General features: G+C 39.1%; 19 protein-coding genes. 10 read left to right on the top strand and 9 right to left on the bottom strand.

The genetic code is table 11. The features are described 5' to 3' along the window. The first annotated feature begins 18 nt into the window (after positions 1-18). The 4 genes from IQ226_RS08795 (at position 19) to IQ226_RS08780 (ending at position 3,615) form a co-directional block, all read left to right on the top strand. Complete coding sequence (locus IQ226_RS08795; RefSeq protein ID WP_193894593.1) at positions 19-1,143, top strand: hypothetical protein; 1,125 nt, start codon at positions 19-21, stop codon at positions 1,141-1,143. 327 nt (positions 1,144-1,470) lie between these two features. Further along, positions 1,471-2,046 (top strand): Uma2 family endonuclease, encoded by a 576-nt coding sequence (locus IQ226_RS08790; RefSeq protein WP_193894591.1) that lies wholly within the window; start codon positions 1,471-1,473, stop codon positions 2,044-2,046. A 51-nt stretch (positions 2,047-2,097) separates the two neighbouring features. After that, positions 2,098-2,832, top strand: a complete 735-nt coding sequence (locus tag IQ226_RS08785; RefSeq protein WP_193894589.1) for a Uma2 family endonuclease — start codon at positions 2,098-2,100, stop codon at positions 2,830-2,832. 228 nt (positions 2,833-3,060) lie between these two features. Then, positions 3,061-3,615: a Uma2 family endonuclease gene (locus IQ226_RS08780; protein WP_228039327.1), complete on the top strand. Its 555-nt coding sequence runs from the start codon at positions 3,061-3,063 to the stop codon at positions 3,613-3,615. A gap of 105 nt (positions 3,616-3,720) precedes the next feature. On the opposite strand, the gene IQ226_RS08775 is transcribed toward IQ226_RS08780, so the two are convergent. Together IQ226_RS08775 and IQ226_RS08770 are read right to left on the bottom strand one after the other, a co-directional pair. After that, positions 3,721-6,486: an ATP-binding protein gene (locus tag IQ226_RS08775; RefSeq protein WP_193894587.1), complete on the bottom strand. Its 2,766-nt coding sequence runs from the start codon at positions 6,484-6,486 to the stop codon at positions 3,721-3,723. Between the two features lie 67 nt (positions 6,487-6,553). After that, on the bottom strand, positions 6,554-7,720 hold the full coding sequence (locus IQ226_RS08770) for an ATP-binding protein (protein ID WP_193894585.1): 1,167 nt from the start codon (positions 7,718-7,720) through the stop codon (positions 6,554-6,556). A 123-nt stretch (positions 7,721-7,843) separates the two neighbouring features. Between IQ226_RS08770 and IQ226_RS08765 the strand changes: the two genes are divergently transcribed. Next, entirely contained in the window at positions 7,844-8,149 is a 306-nt protein-coding gene (locus IQ226_RS08765; RefSeq protein WP_193894583.1) for a hypothetical protein, read from the top strand. A 105-nt stretch (positions 8,150-8,254) separates the two neighbouring features. Here IQ226_RS08765 and IQ226_RS08760 read toward each other — a convergent pair whose 3' ends face one another. Together IQ226_RS08760 and IQ226_RS08755 are read right to left on the bottom strand one after the other, a co-directional pair. Continuing rightward, positions 8,255-10,513, bottom strand: coding sequence for a DUF839 domain-containing protein (locus IQ226_RS08760; RefSeq protein WP_193894581.1), 2,259 nt, complete (start codon positions 10,511-10,513; stop codon positions 8,255-8,257). A gap of 193 nt (positions 10,514-10,706) precedes the next feature. Beyond that, complete coding sequence (locus IQ226_RS08755; protein WP_027401426.1) at positions 10,707-11,312, bottom strand: TIGR02466 family protein; 606 nt, start codon at positions 11,310-11,312, stop codon at positions 10,707-10,709. 126 nt (positions 11,313-11,438) lie between these two features. Between IQ226_RS08755 and IQ226_RS08750 the strand changes: the two genes are divergently transcribed. Further along, the gene (locus IQ226_RS08750; RefSeq protein ID WP_193894579.1) at positions 11,439-11,897 is read left to right on the top strand and encodes a DUF4079 domain-containing protein; all 459 of its coding nucleotides are present in this window, start codon (positions 11,439-11,441) and stop codon (positions 11,895-11,897) included. A 174-nt stretch (positions 11,898-12,071) separates the two neighbouring features. Here the strand turns inward: IQ226_RS08750 and IQ226_RS08745 are convergent, their stop codons facing one another. Continuing rightward, positions 12,072-13,370: a sugar ABC transporter substrate-binding protein gene (locus IQ226_RS08745; protein ID WP_193894623.1), complete on the bottom strand. Its 1,299-nt coding sequence runs from the start codon at positions 13,368-13,370 to the stop codon at positions 12,072-12,074. Positions 13,371-13,709: 339 nt separating this feature from the next. Here IQ226_RS08745 and pilM point away from each other — a divergent pair, with 339 nt between their 5' ends. From pilM to IQ226_RS08725, 4 genes are all read left to right on the top strand, one after another. Then, positions 13,710-14,819, top strand: a complete 1,110-nt coding sequence (gene pilM / locus IQ226_RS08740) for a type IV pilus biogenesis protein PilM (RefSeq protein ID WP_193894577.1) — start codon at positions 13,710-13,712, stop codon at positions 14,817-14,819. Between the two features lies 1 nt (position 14,820). Further along, positions 14,821-15,621 (top strand): PilN domain-containing protein, encoded by an 801-nt coding sequence (locus tag IQ226_RS08735; RefSeq protein ID WP_193894575.1) that lies wholly within the window; start codon positions 14,821-14,823, stop codon positions 15,619-15,621. Continuing rightward, positions 15,618-16,379 carry a pilus assembly protein PilO gene (locus tag IQ226_RS08730; protein ID WP_193894573.1) on the top strand — a complete coding sequence of 254 codons (762 nt, stop codon included), beginning with the start codon at positions 15,618-15,620 and terminating at the stop codon, positions 16,377-16,379. The genes IQ226_RS08735 and IQ226_RS08730 overlap by 4 nt, the downstream gene beginning before the upstream one ends. Before the next feature lie 169 nt (positions 16,380-16,548). Beyond that, complete coding sequence (locus tag IQ226_RS08725) at positions 16,549-18,870, top strand: type IV pilus secretin family protein (RefSeq protein WP_193894571.1); 2,322 nt, start codon at positions 16,549-16,551, stop codon at positions 18,868-18,870. Between the two features lie 352 nt (positions 18,871-19,222). Here IQ226_RS08725 and IQ226_RS08720 read toward each other — a convergent pair whose 3' ends face one another. The 4 genes from IQ226_RS08720 to IQ226_RS08705 all read right to left on the bottom strand — a co-directional run bounded on the left by IQ226_RS08720 (position 19,223) and on the right by IQ226_RS08705 (position 23,323). Next, entirely contained in the window at positions 19,223-19,633 is a 411-nt protein-coding gene (locus IQ226_RS08720) for a hypothetical protein (protein WP_193894569.1), read from the bottom strand. Between the two features lie 177 nt (positions 19,634-19,810). After that, on the bottom strand, positions 19,811-20,779 hold the full coding sequence (gene secF, locus IQ226_RS08715) for a protein translocase subunit SecF (RefSeq protein ID WP_193894567.1): 969 nt from the start codon (positions 20,777-20,779) through the stop codon (positions 19,811-19,813). Then, positions 20,776-22,188 carry a protein translocase subunit SecD gene (gene secD, locus IQ226_RS08710; protein ID WP_193894621.1) on the bottom strand — a complete coding sequence of 471 codons (1,413 nt, stop codon included), beginning with the start codon at positions 22,186-22,188 and terminating at the stop codon, positions 20,776-20,778. Before secD ends, secF begins: the two co-directional genes overlap by 4 nt. Positions 22,189-22,339: 151 nt before the next feature. Further along, positions 22,340-23,323: an alpha-ketoacid dehydrogenase subunit beta gene (locus tag IQ226_RS08705; protein WP_039204864.1), complete on the bottom strand. Its 984-nt coding sequence runs from the start codon at positions 23,321-23,323 to the stop codon at positions 22,340-22,342. Positions 23,324-23,756: the final 433 nt, after the last annotated feature.

The following is a 23,756-nucleotide window of genomic DNA, read 5'->3' as shown; positions in this document are numbered from 1 at the left end:
TTTCATCCTGATAAAATTATGCAGAATCTACATAAACTATTAACTATAGAAAACTCAGAATTAGCCAAAATATTGCGGTTTAATTTATATGGATTAGCTGCAACTTTAACAAAAGCAAATCAAGAATATCCATTTGATGCCGGATGTCAGATATGCGAAGAACTGTTGCAAGAACTTCATCAATTATTAGAACCTGTACCATTCCCAGATCCCCGACTTCTTCAAGAAGTCGGGGATCTAAAACAACCTGAATTAACAAATGAATTAAAATTATTAAAATTAAAAGAAATTTTCAATAACAATTCAGAATTAAATTCTTATTTAGGTAATTCTCATATTCAAGGTCAAACTGATGCAGAGATATGGAACGAAATTCATAGGAAACTATTGCGAGTTCCTGAAGATGTAGCGATATCTTGGCGACATAAGGCTTTAGAATTAGCACAGGAAGCAGGTGCAGTTGTAGATAATATCAATCTGGATGAATTGCCATTTGTACGTGATGAAATTATTTATCCGGGGTTGAGTGGTACAGTTCAAGCTAAAGGACTATGTTTATCTCAAACAGCTTTGATAAATTCAGAAATTTCCCAAACTCATCTTGCCGATAATTTATATTTAATCGCCGGATTTTTACTTTTATATATTAAGTTTATAGAAATAGATCCAGACTTACATCATGCTTTAAAAAGTGTTTTTAGCTTTGATGTGGTTTCTTTATCTGCCAAATTGGAACAACGTCATCAATATATTGATGCTTTAAGCGATCGCTTGCACCGCATCCAAAAAATAGATGAAAATACTGACATAGTTCTTAATTTATGTGCTTGGATTGACATGGATGAAGCCATTCATTCCTTAGTATTTATCCCTCCTGCTGAACGTTATTCTTGGTGGGGAAAATTACAAAAAGAATCCCGGCATCTGTTAAAAAAAGCCGCTGATAAAGCAGTTAAAGCAGGTAATGAAGTCCGACTCAAACAATTATCAGGACTATATGCTGATGTTTGTGAATTTTCTAAAGATGACCTACAGTTAGACTGTGGTGGCAATCCTGGCGAGGTATTAACCTGTTTACGAGTCTATGCCAAAATTAATCAGCAACAGTATCCAGGAAGGGTAATATTTCGGACTTTACGCTAAAAAAAAGAACTTTGTCCGTAATACTGGAATAGCTGAGTAATCAAAATTCTCCTCCTAGTGAATCAAGTTCAGATATTGTACTAGTTTTGATATGTATAATTAGTCCCTTGATGGGAGCGATCGCCATCTATCTAACTGCTTTGTACCTATAGATTTAAAGTAATGGTCAAGTTACCTATGACTTAGCGCAGTTAATAGAACCACCTGTACAAACATTAGAATGTTCTGAATTTGCAGACGCAATCATCAAACATTGCGGCTAATTTCTATTAACCGTGCCTTTGATACTATAATATATTTATCACCATCACTAACCAGGTTATTTGTATGGTTATCACTCCTTTGAAACTAAACTTCAACACAGTTAATTTTACCGATGAACAGTTTTATCAACTATGTCAAAAAAACAGCGATTTAAAATTTGAACGCACATCTACCGGAGAATTAATTATTATGCCACCAGTAGGAGGAGAAAGTGGTAATAGAGAAGCTGATTTGATTACTGATTTAGGTATTTGGAATCGTCAAACAGGACTCGGTTACACCTTTAGTTCTTCCACTATATTTAAATTACCCAATGGTAGCGATCGTTCCCCTGATGCAGCTTGGATTAAAAAAGAACGCTGGGAAGCACTCACCCCCGAACAAAAACGCAAATTTCCCCCCATTGCACCGGATTTTGTCATTGAATTAAGGTCAGCAACAGATGATTTAAAAACTCTGCGTCAGAAAATGCAAGAATATATAGATGCAGGAGTGAAACTGGGATGGTTAATAAATCCTCAACAGCAACAAATAGAAATTTATCGTTTAGGAAAAGATGCGGAATTGCGAGATTTGCCTACAGAATTATTAGGAGAAGAGATATTACCAGGATTTAGTTTGAGTTTAGATTGTTATTAAAATCTCAAGTAAAGTGTTATAATTTCCATACCTCAACTAGTGGATACAATCATGATTGACCAACTTCTCATCAAAACTGAAATTGATGATTGTGATGTACCAGATGCCAACCTGCTAGTCACTGAAGATGATACACCTGTGGATAATCTCGCATCTGAAAAACAACAACGCCTTTTAGTCGGTTCTCTTTACAGTTCTTTACAAAATCAGATTTTTTTAGCAGCAGCTAATGTTGGTGTTTACCATACTTATGGTGAACCTGCGATAGTTCCTGATGTATTTGTTAGTTTTGATGTACAAACTCCGCAAAACTGGTGGGAAAAACAAAATCGTTGTTATCTAGTTTGGAAATTTGGTAAATCACCAGAAGTTGTCATTGAAATTGTATCAAATCAAGAAGGTGCAGAACTAGATAAAAAGTTGCAAATTTATGAAAAAATGCGAGTTTCTTACTATATTGTCTATGACCCACATCAAAATTTAGGAGAAGACATTCTCAGAATTTATTCTATCAAGGGTAGACGTTATATAGAAACTACAAATAATTGGTTAGAAGATATTGGTTTAGGAGTAACTTTATGGACTGGAGAATTTGAAGGTAGAAATGATTCTTGGTTGCGTTGGTGTGATCAAAATGGTAATATTTTACTAACCGGTGATGAACTCGCAAAAGCCGCAGAAGAACGAGCTAAAAATGCCGAAGCACGCACCAAAAATGCCGAAGCACGCGCTCAATTATTAGCAGAAAAGTTAAAGGCTTTGGGTGTAGATCCTGATAGTATTTAAATCTGACTTAATGATTTTTAGCAAAAGTAGCAAAAGTAGGGTGTGTTAGCGACAGCGTAACGCACCATTCCAGCTTAAATAAGAATTGCAGGTTATTAAATTTGCATTCATAAATACTAATTACAAAAAGTACAGGATTAAAGGATGAACAGGATTGGATTGAGAAAATGTATAAAAATTCTATTTGAGTCATAATATTAATAATATATGTATTGAAAAGGAGAATAGATGATTATGGTAATGACACCAATTAAAGAAGATGTATTAAAAAATTATTCCCTAGAAGATTGGATGCAAAGTTCCCCAGAGGGTACAGAATGGGTAAATGGGGAATTATTGGAGAAAGAAGAAGTGACACTGAAACATAGCCGCATACAGGGTAATTTATACTTTTACTGGAGAAGTTACAAAGATTCTAGTGGTCAAGGTGGAGAAGTGTATACAGAAGCACCCTGTCGCACAAATCAACAAGGCCGTCGTCCTGATGTTGCTTATATTACGCCAGAATTGATACAGCAGTTTGGTGAACCTGCTGTTTTACCCCAAAGTTTTCCCCTCGTAGCAGAAATTATTTCTCCCACAGATTTAGCAGAGGATATGATTGCTAAATCTCAAGAATATTTGCAATCAGGAAGTGAGGAAATTTGGTTAGTTTTTCCTGAAAATCGGTGGATTATGGTAATTACTAAAAATCAACGTCTTGTGTTTATTGCTGGTGAAATAGTGAGGACTCAAACTGTACTAACAGGTTTTAATATTGCAGTAGATGAATTATTGGGTTAAGACAACAGAATTGCATTTAGTTTGAGTTTCACGTCGGAGAGGGGTTGGGGAAAGCTTTATCGAACTCACTCACGTTGAGTTTAGATTGTTATTGAAATACTCAATTTAAGGATGTGATTTTTCAACCCAACGCTGAAATAGTTCTACTATTATTCTCCAGCGTCCCTGATTTTCTACAACGACATCATGACGTTTCAAAACTTCTAAAGCATTCTGTAAATCAGTTTCATCTATTCCCGTCAACTCAATTAATTCATTTATTGTTAATCCTGCGGTGTGTTTTGCCAGATGACTTAAAATTACTTGTTGAGTGTTATCATTATTTTCCCCAGCTTGACCCCAAACACCATTAAAGTAATTACTACCTCTTTGGAAAAACTCCGGTTTTTTGACAATTGCTTCCACATCTTCCACAGTAAAAACAGATTCGCGGGGTTTTCCTTGTTCAAAAACAAAATCATTATATAGTCGGACTAAATGAAAACCTACCAACTGCACTAAATAAGGTTGTCCATAGGTTAAATCATAAATTTTATCTAGTGCTTCTGGTGTGTAGTCTAATAAAAATTCTTCAATAGCTGGGTTAGCAAGAATTTCACCTGTTCCACCACGACTTAAAAAACCCACGCGAATAGGTAGAACACTCGCAAAAAAAGGTTGAAAATAATCTGCTGTCATTTCATCTAAGGTATGCAAACCAGCAAAAGCAAAAGCGACTTGAGAATGTGCTTGTACTAAACTACGCAAAAAACCCATAAAATCTGGGCTAATTTTTCCGGCTTTAATTAAATCTTCAATTTTTTCAAATTCATCTATCGCAATAATTAACCCACCGGATAAATTTTTAATTACTTTTTCAAAATAGCGGTTAAAAGTCCGTTCGGGAAGTTTTAATAAATCATCATCATTGGGAGGTTCAATATTCACAACTTGGGAAATTTCATCACTAATAGCCATTAATACTTCACCTACTCCTTGGGTGACATCTCCTAATTTTAGTAAATTCACATAAACGACTTTTACTTGATTATCTAAAGAGTTAGCAGCATTGAGTAAAATCGAAGTTTTACCCATGCGTCTATGACCATAAATGACTACAGACTGGAGTTGAATACCTCTAAGCCAAAGTTCTTCTAATTGTCTGATGATATCTTCTCTCCCAATAAATAAATTACCCATTACAGGGTCGCCGATAACATAATGATTATTGACAGGTTTATCAATAACAACTTTCCCAACTTCCCCAGCAATTTGTAATAGTTGCTGTTGCCAGTTGTTAGCAATATCTATAATTAATTTTTTTTCTGCTTTGGGTAGGGTATCGGCTGTATTTAAAATAGTTGTCAGTTCGCCTAATGCGCGATTTAAAGCAGAAGAACGAGATACACGGGAGACACTACCGTTAATGATTTTTATATCTTCAATTATTTTGACAAATCTATCTAATGTTTGCCAAGTGGTAGGACGTAATAAACCTGATGTGGGAAATGTAGGTATTTCTAGATTAGCAATAGAATCTAAATCTTTTACATCGTTAAATACTGCTAAATTTTGAGCAAGAATATACATTTCTTCCCCATACAGAAGAGAACGAACAACGGCAAATGCTTTTGTGGCTTTATTGGGTTGTTTTTCATGCAGATACCAAAAACCAGCAGCAGCAGCACGGGAGGGAGTATCAAGGCGGGTATTTGTTTTTTTACTTAAATCAGCAGATGTAAAATATATTAATTTCCAATCATAGGTAGTTTCTGCTAACTGAGAAATAGACCAAATTATTTCTTCTTCTGGCTTTATGTCCAGTGCCTTATTTACTGCCTCAACTACAGGAGTAGATTGCCTGGTATACGCCAATAGTTGATTAACATTATGTATACCGTTTTCCCAGTCCTGTAATAACCAGTTTTTTAAGCGTGAATCTAAATAAGGTAAAGGAAGAGTAGTAATTCTGGGTAGTAAAAAACTGCTATTTCGGAAATAACCCAAGTTTAACAGTAAGCCAAATAACCAATTTTCCAGGCGTAAGATTCCCACAAGTAGCACCACAAGTCGCGCCACAAGTAGCACCGCAAGTAGCATCACAAGTAGCATCAGAATGTACCAAAGAAGTCCCGCGATTATAAGTCCCACAACGATGTACGCGTATATGTTGTTTACGGACTCCACACCTTCCGCTACATCTTCCGCTACATCTTCCGCTACATCTTCCGCCACACCTTCCGCTACATTTTCCGCTACATCTTCCGCCATACCTCCTGCCACACCTCCCGCCACACCTAGCGCCATAAGTACCGCCACACCGAGAGGCACAATGTACGGCACAATGTACGCCACACCTAGCACCACAATGAACGTTACACCTTTCATGTTAGGTTCTGGTATATTACTCGCCAGACCTCTCGCCACACCTAGCACTACACCGAACGCCACACCAAATACTACACCGAACACCACACCAAATACTACACCGAACACCACACCGAACGCCACACCAAATACTATACCGAACACCACACCAAATACTACACCGAACACCACACCTATGGCTAGACCTAGCCAGTTAATAGACAAGCCTAATGCTTGGAGAAACAAACAAACCAATATGGGTGTAATTATTTTTAAAATAACACCTTGAAATAATAATTGACGTTGAACAGGATTTTGCCGTAATGCCTTCAGTCCTTTATTCCAATTCATTTCTTTTGTAGGAATATAACCCCCGCCAAAGGTATCAACATACCACCGCAAAGCCTGGGGAAAATAAAACACCCAACACAGCAATAGTAGGTAATCTAAAGGATTCCATAAAGAGAGAGGACGGCGTAATTTAGGGGCTAAATCTAAACGAGGTACGGGTGATTTGGTAGTCATAATATGGTTTTGGTGTTGCTTAATCCGTGTATGATTTTGGAATGTAGAGACGTTCCATGTAACGTCTCTACAAAGTTTTTTCTTTATACAAATCATAACAAAGCTGGGTTAATTTTTGCGGGTGTCCACCGCTTGCTTGAATAAGTTCTTGAATATCTGTTTCTGTAAAATCAATTGTGGTTGGTTGTAACCGCTTGGCAATAAAATCACGGATAGTTTTTTCCTTCCAAGGTTGAATATCTACTTGTTGACAAATATCGGCTAATGGAGATGTTTCATAACTATCATTAAATAATGTTTTTAGAGATTCATTTGCGGCTAAAACTAATTTTAAACAAGCATTTTCACCCTCAGCTAAACCCCGTAAATGATCTCTCAGATCTCTTGTAAATCCTACTCCATTCAATTTACCAACATTATCTAAAATTAATAATACTCTTTTATCTTCTAAATTTCTAGTAAATCTATAACCTGTGTTCTCTGGTATATCAAGTTTTTCACAGATAGCAAAATAAAAATCTTCTTGATTATGAATATTATTCATATCGAGAAAAACATTTTGACGTAGTGATTTTAAAAAATTGATTGATTGTTGATAAACTGCATATAATAAAGATGATTTACCAATTCCTTGTTCACCAATAATGGCAACGCTGCTGGCACTATTGAGAAGTTCAAATATTTGCTTTATTTCTTGGTCTCTACCAAGAAACTTTTCTAGGTTCTCTATTCTTCCTGTTGTGGGAACAAAGGGATTTTGATTATCTGTATTTGTGAAATTTACATTAGAAGTTTGTATGGGGGTATTATAATTACCTATATCTGTAAGATTTACATTAGGTGTTTGTATGGGTTGATTATTAACATTTCTATTTAAAAATATTTCTATCTCTTCCTTAAACTCAGTCTTGTTAATATCTTGGATATTTAGGCGATTTCTAATTTTATCAATTAGTTCTGTACCTATTTCTTTCAAATATTCGTATGAATATGGCTTTCCATTAGCTTTAAATATAAAAGCTGGCATTTCATTATAAGTTTTGCCGTCCCAAATCTGTACAAAAACTTTTGATTCTATAGGACTAAGTGAAATTAATCCTCTTGTTCTTTCTTTTAATATTTCTTTAATATATTCTAATGCTTCTTTCGCTTCCATCTTACACTGGTTGAGTTGGTAGAGTAGGTTTTGTCTTGAAGTTCTATATTTTACAACAAAACCCACAAAATCCCACATTTACCTACAAATTTTTGAGATTTCCCACAAAATCCTACATTTACCCAAATCCCACTTAATCATATATCCCAGGTGAAATGATAGAGACGTAAACAAAAAACACGCACTTGAGGAGTGTAAGCCATGTCTCAACAATCCACTGAAAAAAATAATCTTCCTACCCAGTCCAACAACACCACCAAAATTTTAGACACTGCGGAGAAGATAGTTGATAAATTCACTAAATCGGAAACCGTAGAATTAACAGAAGTTGCAGCCAAAACAACAGAGAAAATTATAACAGTGTTAGTCGCATCTGGAGGTAAACTTGTTGCGGTGATTTTAGCGATCGCCATTTTAATTGTAGCAACTGCAATACCCATTGTGGCTATAAAACTATCCCCAAGTCAAATCAATCCACCTACAAATAATTCCCATTTGACTCTGTGATTCCTAACTCCTACCATCATAAAAAACCTTGGCAAAACCTCGAAAAATATCAAGTCCTGCCAAGGTATTTAGTTATCAGTAATTACTATGAAATCCCAGCTTTAATTAAACTAGGACAAACTGATTAGGATTAGCTACACTCAAAGCGCTGGCTTGAATACCAGTTAAGGTGGCTAAAGTTTGACCACCAAAGATAACCGCAGTATCAGCACCAACTTGAGTCAAAGTTAGATTAGCTGTAGTGATACCTAAACTAGCAGCGCCCTTAATACCAATCACATCCGAACCAACTTGGAAATCTAGAATGGTGTTAGTAGCTTTGGTTAATTCACCAAAAACAATCCAGAATTGGTCAGCGCCAGCACCACCAGATAGGGTGTGACCGCCACCAAGACCGATTTCAAAGGTATCATTACCATCACCACCCAAGGCACGACCATTAGAACCATTACCCAGGAAGAACAGATCATTACCAGCGCCACCAGAGGCACGGAAATTACTGGCTTCATCTCCGAAAAATGTGTCATTGCCATCACTACCAAAAGCGCGATCGCCATTGGCTAAAAACACGGTATCATTGCCACTACCACTGTCAATAGTGTTATTGCTGGCAAGAGCGCCCGCAGCCGCACTATCAATCTCATCATCACCAGCACCACTAAACACGACATCATTAATACCACCAAAGCCAGGAGTTTGTTTGGCTACAATTATCTCGGCATTAGGTGTACCAGCATGGAATTGTGTATCCTGAATCAAATTGGCATTAGGCGCAATCAAGAAAGATAACTGACCACCTTCAACCAGGTTTTCTTGTCTAGTTTTAGTTCCATCACCATTACCATCAATGTCAGTTGCAGTAATGATTGTGCCAGAACGAATACTATGCGCCTGGACATCAAACACAAACTGTGTACCAGGAGCGTTACCAAACAGATCGGAAACGTCTAGAATACCTGAAGTTTCCCAGTTACCGATATCAGTGGGGCTAGAGTCAGTTTGACCAGAAGGAACAGCCGAGCGATCAACTTGTGCAATTCGGGTCAGGGTTGAGGAAGGATCAGCAACTGAAGGATCAATTCTCCAAATGGAAGCTTCTTCCTTCGATGTTCCCGCAAAAATAGTTGCAGTAGCTGCCCGATCTTCGTTAAAGTAGATTTTGCCATCATCAGCCCAGTCAAGGTTATCAGGGTTACGGAGACTGGCATCTTTGGTTAAGTTACCATCAAAGAGAATGTCTATTTTGGCTGAGATGTCACCAGTATTGATATTATTGAAGTCAATATCAATTTTATAGGTCGTTCCATAGGTATCTACACCATCAAATATAGTTTCACGTCCTGTGGAAGCTAGGACTACTTGTGTACCGTCTTTAGGATTAGTAGATAAATCTTCAGGACGAGAAAACAAGAATGCTTTGACATCTGCGGCTAATTTATCTTGCTGTGCTTGGGTGGCAAAGCCTTGAGCATCATAACCAAGTTCATTTTGAATGCTTGTATCTGAGTCTGGTCCATCAACAGCAGTATTAGCAAGAGCAGGGTCATAATATTTGATCTCTACAAACTTACCAACGGTAGAGTTGTTTGTACCTTTGAAGTCTCTAGGATCAGCTTCGATCGCATCAGTAGCATTACTGGGGTCATCAGCAACCCAAACATAGAGCTTACCTTGTCCAAGTCCATTCCGGTCTAAGAAACTACCATCATTCTTGGCATTCTTGTCACCAATATAGAGAATCAGAGGTGCAGGTCCGCGATCATCACCAATTAAAAAAGCAACTTTGTCAGTGCGGCCTGTGTTCAACTCAGTGACGTTTTCCCATGCAGCCCGACCAAACCAAGGAAGAGTATATAAGACATTGGTTTTGGTATCTAAAGCAAATTGTGTCCCACCATAGGTTTCTTCACCAGAGAAGAAAATACGATCAGCTAAACCAATACCCGCACCAAACTGGTTGGCTTCAAACAAAGCAGCAGAACAAAAACGTTGAATACCACCAAATTCTAAGTCAGCAGCAGCATCAACAACTTCACCTTTGCGGTTGATAATGGTGTCATGGGCTAATCCAGCATCAACGATTTGCAATGTGCGCTTGTCAACATCAAAATAGTTAACTCTTGCACCGGGGAGTTGAGTACCGTTTTTCAGGGTGTACTTATAACCATCAGCAGCCCCTACCTCATTAACAACTAATAAACGAACGGTTGTGTCGTTGAGTGAGTAAGCGCCAATACCGTCAAGAATACCGGGAGCAACATAGTTCCCAATTTTGTCACCAACTGTAAAAATAGGGTCAACGGTGTAACCATTTAATCCTTTTACTTGAGACGGTTGGGTTGTATCGAATGGTGTGTTAGCCATAAAATCCCTCAGTTTTCTTTGTAATGCTTACTGAATCAATGCTTGGTAAATTTAGGAAAACCTATATTTACTGAATATGAATATTACCTTCCAGTAGAATCTCACGCAGAGGTTAAGAAGGCACTATGATTTAGCTATTTCTTGATTAAAAATTTTTCTAGAAGTTAATTTTAGATTAAGAAAAGAGAAAAGATTATCTATTGATCGGTACTATGCCAATATTAAAACTAATACACACCCGATCTTCATCACTCATATTCATTTCCACACCATGTAACAGCCAACTGGGAAATATTAACATTGTCCCTTCACGAGCTTTATAAGTGATTTTGGGGAAAGTCCAGAGATTAAACTCTATGGAAGGTGGTACTATCATCTGTGAAGCTGGTCGCGGATCAGAGAAAAATATGCCACCACAATTTTCAGGAGTTTTCAGATAATAAACTCCACTTAAAATTGAGTTGGGATGATTATGTACAGAGTTGGAGGCAAGTTTACGATTAATAATTCCCCAACAAGTTGTAATTTTGAGACTAAACTTTTGTAAGTCCCATTGTAAAAATGTGGCAACTTCTAAGACATTTTGATTAATGATTTGTATCAGGTTGTCAAAACTATCCCTTTCATGCAACCTATCTGTACTATGCCATCCTAGTATATTTGACCACTTCTCACCCTGACTATCTCGACGTTCTTCCGCATAGATAGTTTCTAAGAGTGGAGGATTTAATTGTTGATAATTTTCTAGGGAAAAATGCCAAACAGAAGTGGGAAACCAATCATTTCTAGAACCAGCCATAATTTTGATTTACGTTTATGTTGACTTGTAATCTCTGTAGTGGGGCAAAAACATGGACGGCTAAAAACAAAAAAAGCCGAAGTCCTGTTAAGCTCAATAAGTAACTTTCTGGAACTGAACTGTTTTATGCACCTACCTTCCTTTCTATGGTTATGGAAAATAGCCGCTTGGTCAATGGGATTATCTTTACTAGCCTATTTATTTTTAGCCATAACTGGTATTTGGATGTTACGGGTCAGAACAAACCCAGAATCTTTCGGTATTCTCTTACCTTGGTATCGTCAGCAGGTGCGATCGCTCCATTATATAATCGGCATAACTATGGTTAGTCTAGTATTACTACTCCTAGCCGTTGGCATTGTTGGTACATTAGGACACTTCGGTTCACTAGGACATTCACCACATTTAATCGCTGGGTTAATAGTCGTCATCTTAGTTTTAGTATCCGCCTTTAGTGCCACTCAAATTAGTACCATAAAACCTTGGGCTAGACCATTACATCTTGGGTGTAATTTCTGCTTATTATTAGGATTTGCTTGGGTATCCTTCAGCGGTTGGACAGTGGTACAAAAGTATTTGCCTTAATTCTCAGTTTCCACCATGCTTCTGTTATGACTGGGAAATTGTGCAGACCACACACAAATAATTTATCCTGTCAATCCTAAAAATCCTGAAAGTCCTGATATCCTGATTCAGACAAAATCATCCCCAAAATAGCCACTGAGCTTTACGCTTACCGGATATCCCTGTATCTCCCAATCACCTATTATCCCACTGCCGCGCCGCATCCTCCACAGCTTTATCTACAGTCTTTTGTCCTAACATTGCCGCCTGTAAATTTTCGTAAATTGATTTTTGCAAAAGTTTAGAATCTTTGAGTTTGGGGGTTAATATCTCCGCTTGTTTTAATTGTGCCGCACTAATCACCCGCCCTTTTTCCGCCCACGTAGCATTAATAGGAACTTCCTGGAAATAAGTATCAGACAAAGCCTTAACCGTAGAAGGTAGCACATTAGCAGCTTTAGCAAAGGCTAATTGGTTTTCATCATTTGTAACAAATAAAGCGAACTTCACAGCCTGATCAGGATATTTACTATCACGAGGAATAACTATATTCATCACGGCAACATTTTTCTTACCAGTATCACCCGTAATTTGTGGCGCGATTGCCGAAGCTTGGGCAACCTTGGGAGCATTATTGGCAATAGTTTTCAGAAATTCAGGACCAGAAGCTAAAAAAGCTGTTTCTCCAGACTGGTATAAATCTATAGCATGACGATGCCCTTGAGTTAAAGACTCCTTGGGTAACAAACCTTTTTTATACAAATCTACCCAATATTGAAAAGCAGCTTTTCCTTGCGGGGTATTAAAACCGGCTTTACCTTCAGCATTAACAAGGGTGACACCCATTTGTACCAAAGATTCCAGTACCTCACCAGAGTCCTGGGGGACAAAAGTAGCAAATATTGCATACTTACCAGTTTTATCCTTAATTTGTTGTGCTGCTTGCCCTAATTGTGCGTAAGTGGCAGGAGGTTTTGTCATACCCCCTTGTTTTAACAAATCGGTGTTATAAATAGTTAGTCGCGTGGTGAGATACCAAGGAATCCCAAAACTCTTACCATTGAGGCTACTTGCTTGCCAGATATTTGGTAAATAGGTAGAACGGACTTGACTGGCAACTTTAGCATCTAAATCTAACCAAGCATTTTTACCTGCTAATTGGGACGCAAAGTCAGGATTAAGGTTAACAACATCTGGTGGCGTTTTTGCTGAGACTGCTGTTAGAATCTTGTTCTCCATTGCCGACCAAGGCACATCTACCCATTTAACTTTGATACTTGGGTTTTGTGATTCAAATGTCTGAATCAGACCTTGGAAATACTCGGTAAATTGCGGTTGGAGTTGCATTGTCCAAAACTCAATGGTGGCAACCCCAGCAGCCGCAGGTTTGGGATTATTATTAACATTACTTATGCTACAACTAACAATCCAGCTAGTAAAGAAGCCTAGTAATGCTAAACAAAACAGTTGTTTAAATTTTGGCAATCGAATCATCATCGTAGGTGGTAGTATTTTTAGAATTAATCTTGGTAAAATACCTTGTCCAAATCGAAAAAAGTCTTGATTTGTAGGTTGGGTTGAGGTACGTTCACGTCCGCGGAGCGTGGCGTTAGCCATAGTGTGGCGATAGCCATAACCCAACAAATGCGTCGGGTTGCGCTGTCGCTTAACCCGACCTACAAAAAATGGACAAGGTATTGGTAAGCAAAGGATATATCAATTATGGTAATGGGTAATGGGTAATGGGTAATTTTCTTCCTTCTTTCTTCTTCCTTCTTTCTTTCTTCATCCTGACTCCTGACTCCTTATTTTTGTAATCTAGCGGGTAAAACAGTGGTTAAAGCCTTTACTAGTTTCTTTGATAAATCCAATAAAGGTATTGGGATTGAACTAGCACCGGAACGGGTGAACGTAGTCCAACTACGCAAACAACGCCAAAACTTAAAAATTGAATCTTTGACAACCTTACCAGTACCAGAGGGTATATTTATTGATGGTAAAATTACTGATTCTCCAGGAATGTCCGAAATCATTCAAGAAGCGATCGCCCAAAGCAAAATCAAAGCTACACGGGTGGCTACTTGTATTCCAGGAAGAGATGCGATCGTTCGCTTAATTCCCGTCCCCTCAGAATTAGATGACCAAGAATTGCGAGAAATGGTACTTAACAATGAAGCCTGCTTATATTTGCCCTATGACCGCCAAGAAGCTGATGTTGATTATCAAAAACTTGGGCATTTTATAGACGAAGACGGCATCGAGAAAGTACAGGTATTATTAGTGGCGACTCGTAAAGATGTCACACAGACCTATTTGAATACCTTTGAACAGGCAGGATTAGCCGTTGATATCTTAGAAATTAACAGTTTTGCCCTCATTCGCACTATCCGTGATCAACTGCGGCTATTTGGCCCAGAAGAAGCAGCCGTATTAGTTGATATTGAATTTGACAGTACAGAAATTGCCATCATCATCAATGGTGTGCCACAATTTTCTCGAACAGTGCCAATTGGAACTTATCAACTACAATCAGCACTGTCAAAAGCCATGAACCTACCCACATCACGGGATATGGATATATTAGAAAGCATGACAATTCCCATAATCTCACCAGATGGAATCAATTCTGGGGTAACAGGTAGTAATCCTGGCATGGCTTCTATGTTGAGGGTTTTGGGAGAATTAGCCGATGAACTGCGCCGTTCCATTGATTTTTACCTCAATCAAAGTGAAAATCTAGAAGTTGCACAGATTCTTTTAGCAGGTCCAGGAGGAGGAATACCACAAATTGACGAGTTTTTTACTCAAAGATTGAGTTTACCAACCACCCAAATAGATCCAATTACTTCCTTGTCTTTGGAGGTGGATGCTGAAAAATATCCTTTAATTAAACGTCCTGGGTTGGGTATTATCCTGGGTTTAGGAATGCGAGGGGTATTATAAAATGTACAGTTTAGATATTAACTTTCTTAAAGATCGTCCAGAATATCACCAGCAAACCGCAAGGAAAGTTCAAAAACAACCTATTCAACTAGGGAATTTAATCCCAGTTTATCTAGGAGTGGCAATAGGTTTAGTATTCCCAGGTTTAATATTTATTGGTTTATCCATCCTGGAAGGGAAAACCGCTGAATTAACCCAAGAAATCACCAAGTTAGAGGAGGAAGGTAAGAGCTTAGATAGCAGAATAGCCAACATTGCCAAAATCAAAGCAGAAACAGCCGACATTAATAGCCAAAATAAAGCCTTAGTAACAGTGTTCGATCAAATACGTCCTTGGTCAGCAATGTTACAGGATTTGCGCGATCGCATTCCTAACAAAGTGCAAATCGAAACCATTAAGCAAATTGCCCCCCTTCTCCCTGGTAAAGATGCCGTAGCTGCCACCACCCCCAACAACACCAACACCGCTGGATTCTTAGAAATTTCTGGTTTTGCCATTTCCTATCCCTTAGTTAACGATTTTGCCCTAAGTCTAGGACAATCTAAATTTTTCAATAAAGAAGAAACCAGAATCATCACAGCAGAATTAATAGATGCACCAGCCATAACAGGATTTCTGCCCCCAAAAACTGATAAATCTGATCTAAAAATTAAACCCATTCAAGTAGTTAAATACACTATTAAAACAGGTTTAAGTAATGTGCCAGCATCTGATTTAATTCAAGAATTAGAGAAAAAAGGTACAGTCGGACTAGTAGATAGACTTCGCAATATCAAAAAAGTAGGAGTCATTGCCCAATGACATTCAGTGATGATTTAAATTTCCCCAATCAAGGCACAGAGATTCAAAATTCTGGTCCTGTTGTTTTTGGTGTCACCTTAACACCAACTATTATTGGTGGTTTAGTCGGCTTCCTAGGTGTAGCAGGTGCAGGTTATATGCTATTGAACATTGCCCTTCCTGTTTGGGATACCTATCAACAACTGCAAACCAAACAAGATCAACTGCAAACAGAAGTTAATCAAAAGAAAACCCAAGCTCAACAAATCGGTAAAATAGAAGCCAATTTAACCGAAGCTAAACAACAACAACAACAAATTCTAGCTTTATTTGCAGATGAAAAAAGTTTGGATACTCTATTACTAGATACCAGTCGCTTAATAGATTCCAGTAATGGTAAAGCTTTTGGTAATGCCATTAGAGCCAAACTAAAAAGATTTGTCCCGACCTCTGAAAAACCTGTTCTCGTAGAAGATGGCAGTTTTGGGGTAGAAGTTAACAATAAACTCAAACACAGTATTATCACTGTGGACATTGAAGGGGATTTTGAACAAACCCAATCAATCATACGAAACATTGAGCGATTACAGCCTTTATTGTTAGTTAAAAACTATGACTCTAGATTATCTACACCAGAAATGTCCGATGATAAAGACAACCCCGTGCAAATTGGTATCGGTAAACTAACAACAACTTTTGCCCTAGAAGCTTTAATGCCACTAACTCCCGAAGAAATAACTAATTTAGCCGCTAAAACAGCAGCAACACCGAAAAAATAATCAAATTTGAGGCAAGAGGCAAGAGGCAAGGGGCAAGGGGCAAGAGGCAAGAGGCAAGAGGCAAAATGAAATATTCTCCCTATTCCCTATTCCCTATTCCCTATTCCCTATTCCCTATTCCCTGCTATACGTGACAATTTAGACTTTTATTTTATGTGAGGAATGAACTGTGAAACAGTTTCATAATAGTGTTTTCGTATCAAGTGCAGCGGCTTGTGTACTCTTAGCCGCCCAACCAGTCCTGGCACAATTAACACAAATTACTGATGTCAAACTCAATCCCATTGAGGGCGGAATCAGTGTCATTTTAAAAACTGCTGCCGGCGATCGCCCCCAAGTATTTACAACTAAAAAAGACAAATCCTTAGTTGCAGATGTAATTAATGCCCAACTGCGTCTACCCAAAGGTGATAACTTCCGTCAAGAAAACCCCGCACCGGGAATCAAGATTATTGAAGTTAAACAATTAGACACTAATAGCATTCGGGTGATAGTCACAGGTGTTGATGATGCACCCAGCAATCAGCCCGTCATGCGAAAAGATAATAATCTTACCCTTGGCTTTACCACCACCACAAATTCAACAGCATCAACCGCCACTAAGCCTACAGAAAAAGTATCAGCAGCCCCAGCTACCACACCTGAATCTAAACCCGAACCCGGTAAACGTCCAGATGTCCTAGTCCCTAATCCCCAAGTCACCATTGACGGTAAAATTGCCCAATCAGCAGGACCAAATCAACCTTATAACCAAGCGCCTCCTTTCTTACCCAGAGCCGTCGCTCCACCAGTAGGAGATATTACCCAATCGAATATTGATACATCACCCACAGTAATTGATTTAGGTACTCAAGAACGAGTTCCCCGGTTAGTATTACGTGATGCACCCGTGAGAGAAGTTTTATCACTGTTAGCGCGGGCTGCGGGGCTGAATTTGGCTTATGTTGGACAGGGAGGAGATGATAAGACAACTAGCACATCAACTCAAAACACTGGTGACACTGACAAACCAATTACATACGAGAAAATATCCATAGATATAGAGAATGAACCTGTACAAGATGTATTTAATTATGTCCTGCGTCTAAGTGGTTTAGAGGCTAATCGCAGTGGGCGCACTATTTTTGTGGGAACTAAATTGCCTAATACTACTCGTGATATCGTTATGCGTAACTTAAGACTTAACCAAGCAAAGGTAAAAGAAGTTTTAAGGATTTTAGTTAATTTAGGTGCGGAAAGTGCTTTTAGTGCTGAACCTAAGATAACTAGGGTCACTACAGAGGTAATTGGTAAAGAAGAAGGAAAGAAATCAGAGTCTGCGACAGATACTGGTCTTGTCGCTCAACGGATTAAATTTATTGACTCAATTCCTTTACTCAGAGGTTTACAAGTATCAGGGGACGAAAGAACTAATACTCTTACGTTGATTGGAACTCCTAAGTTAGTTGAAATGGCAATGTCTCAAATAGTTCCCCTTGATCTACGCCGTCGTCAAGTGGTAATTAATGTCAAAATAATTGATGTTAACCTTGCCGGAACCCAAGGTTACAACACCAGTTTTTCTTTTGGGGTCGGTAATAACTTCTTTACAAATGATGGTGGTGCAGCAAGTTTCAATTTCGGTGGTTCTAAGCCTGCTAGTGCCGCTGATGTGTCAAATATTATTGCTGGGACTCCTACTGCTACTAATCCACTGAGTAGTGCAAATATTTTTCTCAACCAAACAAATCCAACGACAGGACTACCTAGTGCGGGGATAAACTCTAATCCAACACAACCAGGGTTGACAGAATTTACTGAAGGAACTGCTGGAACTCCCCCTAAATATACTTACAGTTTGCCCACTTTATACCAGTTCCCTAAAAAGTTTCTGGCTAGTTTGACAGCACAAGTACAAAGTGGCAATGCCAAGATTTTGACCGACCCAACCCTAATTGTCCAAGAAGGCCAAACTGCTGATGTACAACTAACGCAGGACGTTATAGGAGATATAACAAGAACTGTAACTGACACTCCCGGAGGCTCTAGAGAAGATAGAAAGATAACAAAAGAACCTATAGGGCTTAAACTTGCTGTAGTAGTAGAAAGAATTGATGATAATGGTTTTGTGTCTTTACAAGTTGCTCCGCAGGTTAAATCTCCTGCTGGTACGGCAGACACAGGTAATGGCCAAATCATTTTAGTTTCTACTCGCGCCATTACTTCCGGTACAATTCGCTTGCGAGATGGTCAAACACTTATTCTCTCAGGTATTATCCAGGATCAAGATCGGACAACTGTTTCTAAGCTGCCTATTTTGGGTGATATTCCCCTGCTGGGTGCGCTTTTCAGAAAAACCAATAGAACTAATGAGCGCAGAGAGGTAATTGTCTTACTCACACCTCAAGTTATGGATGACTCAGAGCGTTCTAGCTATGGTTATAATTACACACCCAGTCCCCAGATACGGCAAATCTTAGAACGTCGGGGGTTGAAGGTTCAGCCTCGCTAGTAAGTAGGTTGGCGTTAAAAATTGTCGTTGGGGCAAGGGAACTCTTAACTGGAAAGAGGAAGAGAGTTTTAGGCGATTTTACTTTTCTTCACATACCTTTAAATTTTTCGGTTCACCTACTTAGTCTCTCGAGAACTAATTGACGGGTAAATAAATTTTTCCTCTTCCTTCTTCCTTCGCGCTCTTTGTGTCCTTCGTGGTTCAATACTGTTCGGTTAACGAAATTTTCTACTTAGATTTTTTAACCTTAACCGAACAGTATTGGGTTTTGTTTGTATAGCCGCGATTTCTAATCGCCCAAAAGAATATGAATTTAGACTTTAAATTAATTTGCTTCGTGCCTATTTCCTGATTATTGACAAACCCATTTCCATAAAGGATGAGAAGATCCTTGTTGACGAATCCGATAAACTTGCTTTTTTAAATTCTCCTGTTCTTGTAATGATAGTCCCCACAGAATATTACGACTTTGCCAAACTAAAACACAAACCGTCATACCAATACATAAACTTAAACCTAGTGTGGATAGAGGATGAAAAATCAGTGTATATTGTAGTCCTACCCAGGTAAAATATTCTTGTAACAAAGAAATTTCAGTCCGTAAATTCCATAAACAAAAAGGCGCAATAGTCAGCCACAGACAACCGGCAAATAACCATCGGCCATACACTGTTAGCCTATGTAGTTTTTGTAATTGTTGAGCAAAAGCCGGGTCTAATTCCACTGCTTCTGGTTCAATTTGTGGTTCTTCAGGTTTATACATAGGAAAGGTATAGTGTGCGCGGACTTACACAACTGGAACATTGGTAGGGTGCGTCAGATATCAAGAATCTGTTTATTGGCAAGATTTATGCGGTCTGACGCACCCTACAAGTAATTCGTTAAGGAGTCAGCGCCTCAACTTAGACATTCCTCGCCAAAGGTTAGGAATGAGTGAAATTTAACTTTCTTGGGAATTTATAGGAGTTGCAACTGAGTAATTTTCACTGCGTTCTCGCCACCAAATTAGGAGTGTACTCGCAATAAAAATACTAGAATAAGCTCCCATTACAAAGCCCACAATTAACGCCAGAGAGAAATAATGGAGGGTTTCTCCACCAAATAGGAAAATAGCAGTTAATGTCAGTAAGGTTGTTAAGGTGGTGTTGATTGACCTAGACAAAGTTTGGTTAACGGCATCATCAACAACTTCAGCAATTGGTTGTTCGGGATGAAGTTTAATAGTTTCGCGAATGCGGTCATAAATGACCACAGTATCATTGACAGAGAAACCTGTGATAGTTAGCAAAGCAACAATGAAAAGACTATCTACTTCAACGCCGAAAACTAAGCCTAAAATTGAGAAAACTCCAGTTGTTACCAGAATGTCGTGAAACAAAGCCACAATAGCTAATAAGGCATAGTCCAACTGAAATCGGAAAGCCATATAAACAGTTATTCCGACAAAGGAAACTATTAAAGCTAAGATTCCCGAAGTAAATAATTCCTTTCCTAAAGTTGCACCAACGGAGTCAATTTGATTTTTTTGGGGGTCGAAAGCACCGATTTTTTCAGTTAAGGCATTTTGCAAATTACTCCGCTGTTCCGTTTCCAGGTTTTTGGTGCGAATAGTAATGCCATTTTCCTGTCCATCTTCCGAGATTAACTGTATGCTACTATCTCCAAGTCCCTGAGATTTAGCCACTTCTCGCACAACGTTTATATCTATGGGTTGGTCACAGTTACCAGGTTTGCCACAGTCTCGCACAAATTGCAACCTGGTTCCGCCGATAAAGTCTAAGCTGGGACGCAGAGGTGCTTTGATGCTGGGATTGAGGGTGGATATCACCATAGAGATGATACCCACCAGAATAATCACAGCGGAAATAGTCCACCAAGTACCCCGTGCTTTGTTAATATCTAATCTCATTGCGCCACTCCTGTCTTATTTGCTACTGGCACATTAGGAGCATAAAGTTGTGTGTTCCGCAAAGAGGGAATAGAAATAACTAAAAACATCAATGTGCGACTACAAGTAATTGCGGTAAACATACTCACCCCTACGCCTAAAGCTAAGGTAAGTGCAAAGCCTTTGACTAATCCTGAACCTAACCAAAATAATGCAGCACAAGCAATCCAGGTAGTGACGTTACTATCTAAAATACTGGAAAAGGCGCGGTAAAAACCAGATTCTACAGAACGATATAAAGATTTACCTGCTTGTAATTCTTCCCTGGTGCGTTCAAAAATCAAGACGTTAGCATCAACAGCCATACCAATGCTGAGAATAAAACCTGCAATTCCCGGCAAAGTGAGGGTAACACTTAGTAAACAAAATGCAGCCCAAGTCAGTATGGAGTAAATTATTAGTGAAACATTGGCTATCATTCCCGGTAGGCGATAGTACCACACCATAAATATTAATACTAAAGTCAGACCACCAATACCAGCGTAGATACTTCTTTGAATACTATCTTTTCCTAAAGTAGCGCCTACTGTTCTTCTTTCCGCAATTTCCACAGGAACGGGTAATGCACCACCGCGCAATTGTACCCCTAAATCATTAGCCTCTTGGGCTTGAAAACGACCCGTAATAATAGCAGAACCACCAGTGATTCCAGTAGCAGCGTGTTCTGGTCCTACGGTGGGTGAACTGATCATTTCATTATCCAGAAAAATACCAATACTCCGACCTGTTCCAGCAAGCTGTTTGGTGAGTCCAGCAAAGAGTTCTCCACCTTTTTGATCAAAACGGATAGCCACATTCCAGTTAGTGCCTTGATTGGGTTCACCGTAGGCATCCTTGAGATATTTGCCAGTCAGGGGTGGGTTAGTACTTTCAAACAATTCGGCGATCGCTTGATTATTCTTTTGAAACTCTTCCTTATTTTTATCAATCGCGGCTTGATCTTTGGATTTTTTCAACGCTTCTCGCTTGGTTTTCAGATCGTTGCGTGTAATCTGGAAAGCAAAAAGTTGTGTTTCTGTATTCGGTTTTTGGATACGGAACTCTAATTGCGCTGTACCACCTAATACTCGTTCTGCTTGTTCTGGGTCATTTACACCTGGTAGTTGTACGGATATTTTATCCGTACCGATAGTTTGAATTAATGGCTCAGAAACACCAAGACCATTAATTCGCCCCTCGACTACTTTTTGCACAGCTTCCAATTCTCTTTCGGTGATTTGGGGAATTTCCGCCGTTGGTTTCACCTGAATAGTCAGCTGTGAACCACCTCGTAAATCCAACCCCAAGGGGACAGGAATTGTCACAATCACCGTAATAGCGGCGATGACCAAAACTATAATTAACGCTAATAGCGATCGCTGTTTTTGCATACTATCACTCACAACTAACAAAGGTTATAATAACGTTCTTTGATTGCGTTGTGAGTAGAAGTTTGAGGTGGTAATTGGTAATTGGTAATTGGTCATTAGTCAGTGGTTATTGGTCATTGGTTCACAGCAACGAACAACTGACAACTGACAACTAAACTCGCAAAGCCATCATCTTCTGGACGGCTTCTACGATTTGTTCTGGTTGGACAATAGTTAGGCGCTCAAGATTACCGTTGTAAGGTGTGGGAATATCTTGAGAAGAAAGCCGCAATACAGGTGCATCCAATTCATCAAATAAGCGGTCATTAATCGAAGCGGTTAATTCTGCACCAATACCCCCGGTTCGCATACACTCTTCCACAACAATCACCCGGTGAGTCTTGCGAATTGATGCACCAATAGTTTCAAAATCAAGAGGTTTCAGGGAAATTAAGTCAATAACTTCTGGATCATAACCTTGTTTTTCCAAAGCTTTCACAGCTTGCAGCACATGATACCGCATCCGCGAATAAGTTAAAATCGTCACATCTTTACCTTGACGAACAACCTCAGCCTTGTCTAGCGGTAGTACATATTCTGTTTCTGGCAGGTCTTCTTTTAAATTATAAAGTAAAACGTGTTCAAAAAATAACACAGGGTTGTCATCGCGGATAGCTGCTTTTAGCAATCCTTTAGCGTTATAAGGTGTGGAACAAGCCACAATTTTTAAACCGGGAACAGCTTGGAAATAAGCTTCGAGACGTTGGGAATGTTCCGCACCTAGCTGTCTACCCACACCCCCAGGACCACGAATCACCATAGGGATTTTAAAGTTACCACCGGAGGTGTAGCGTAACATACCCGCGTTGTTAGAAATTTGGTTGAAGGCGAGGAGCAAAAAGCCCATATTCATCCCTTCAATAATCGGTCTTAACCCAGTCATAGCAGCCCCTACAGCTATCCCTGTAAAGCTATTTTCTGCAATGGGGGTATCTAAAACTCGTAGATCACCATACTTTTGGTGTAAGTCTTTAGTAACTTTATAAGAACCGCCGTAGTGTCCCACGTCCTCGCCTAGAACGAATACGCTAGAATCGCGTGCCATTTCTTCGTCAATAGCTTCCCGCAGGGCGTTGAAAAATAGTGTTTCTGCCATTTAGACCTTTATTACATTTTATCGTTATAGAATTTTATCGTGCCATTGCCCCGAATACCGTCAAGCGTAGCACTGTTGTTGAGAACAAGAAATAATTTTCATATATTTTACAGCAGGTGACAGGTGACAGGTGACAGGTGACAGGTGACAGGTGACAGGTGACAGGTGACAGGTGACAGGTGACAGGTGACAGGTTACAGGTGACAGGTGACAGGTTACAGGTTACAGGTTACAGGTGACAGGTGACAGGTGACAGGTGACAGGTGACAGGTTACAGGTTACAGGTTACAGGTTACAGGTTACAGGTTACAGGTGACAGGTTACAGGTTACAGGTGACAGGTGACAGGTGACAGGTTACAGGTGACAGGTTACAGGTTACAGGTTATTGGTCATTGGCTAACTTCTTTCTTCCTCCTGACAACTGACAACTGA

Source organism: Dolichospermum sp. LEGE 00240, from assembly GCF_015207875.1.
GTDB lineage: Bacteria > Cyanobacteriota > Cyanobacteriia > Cyanobacteriales > Nostocaceae > Dolichospermum > Dolichospermum gracile.
Note: the sequence above shows the minus strand (reverse complement) of the source record. Positions and strands in the feature narration are given on the sequence as shown.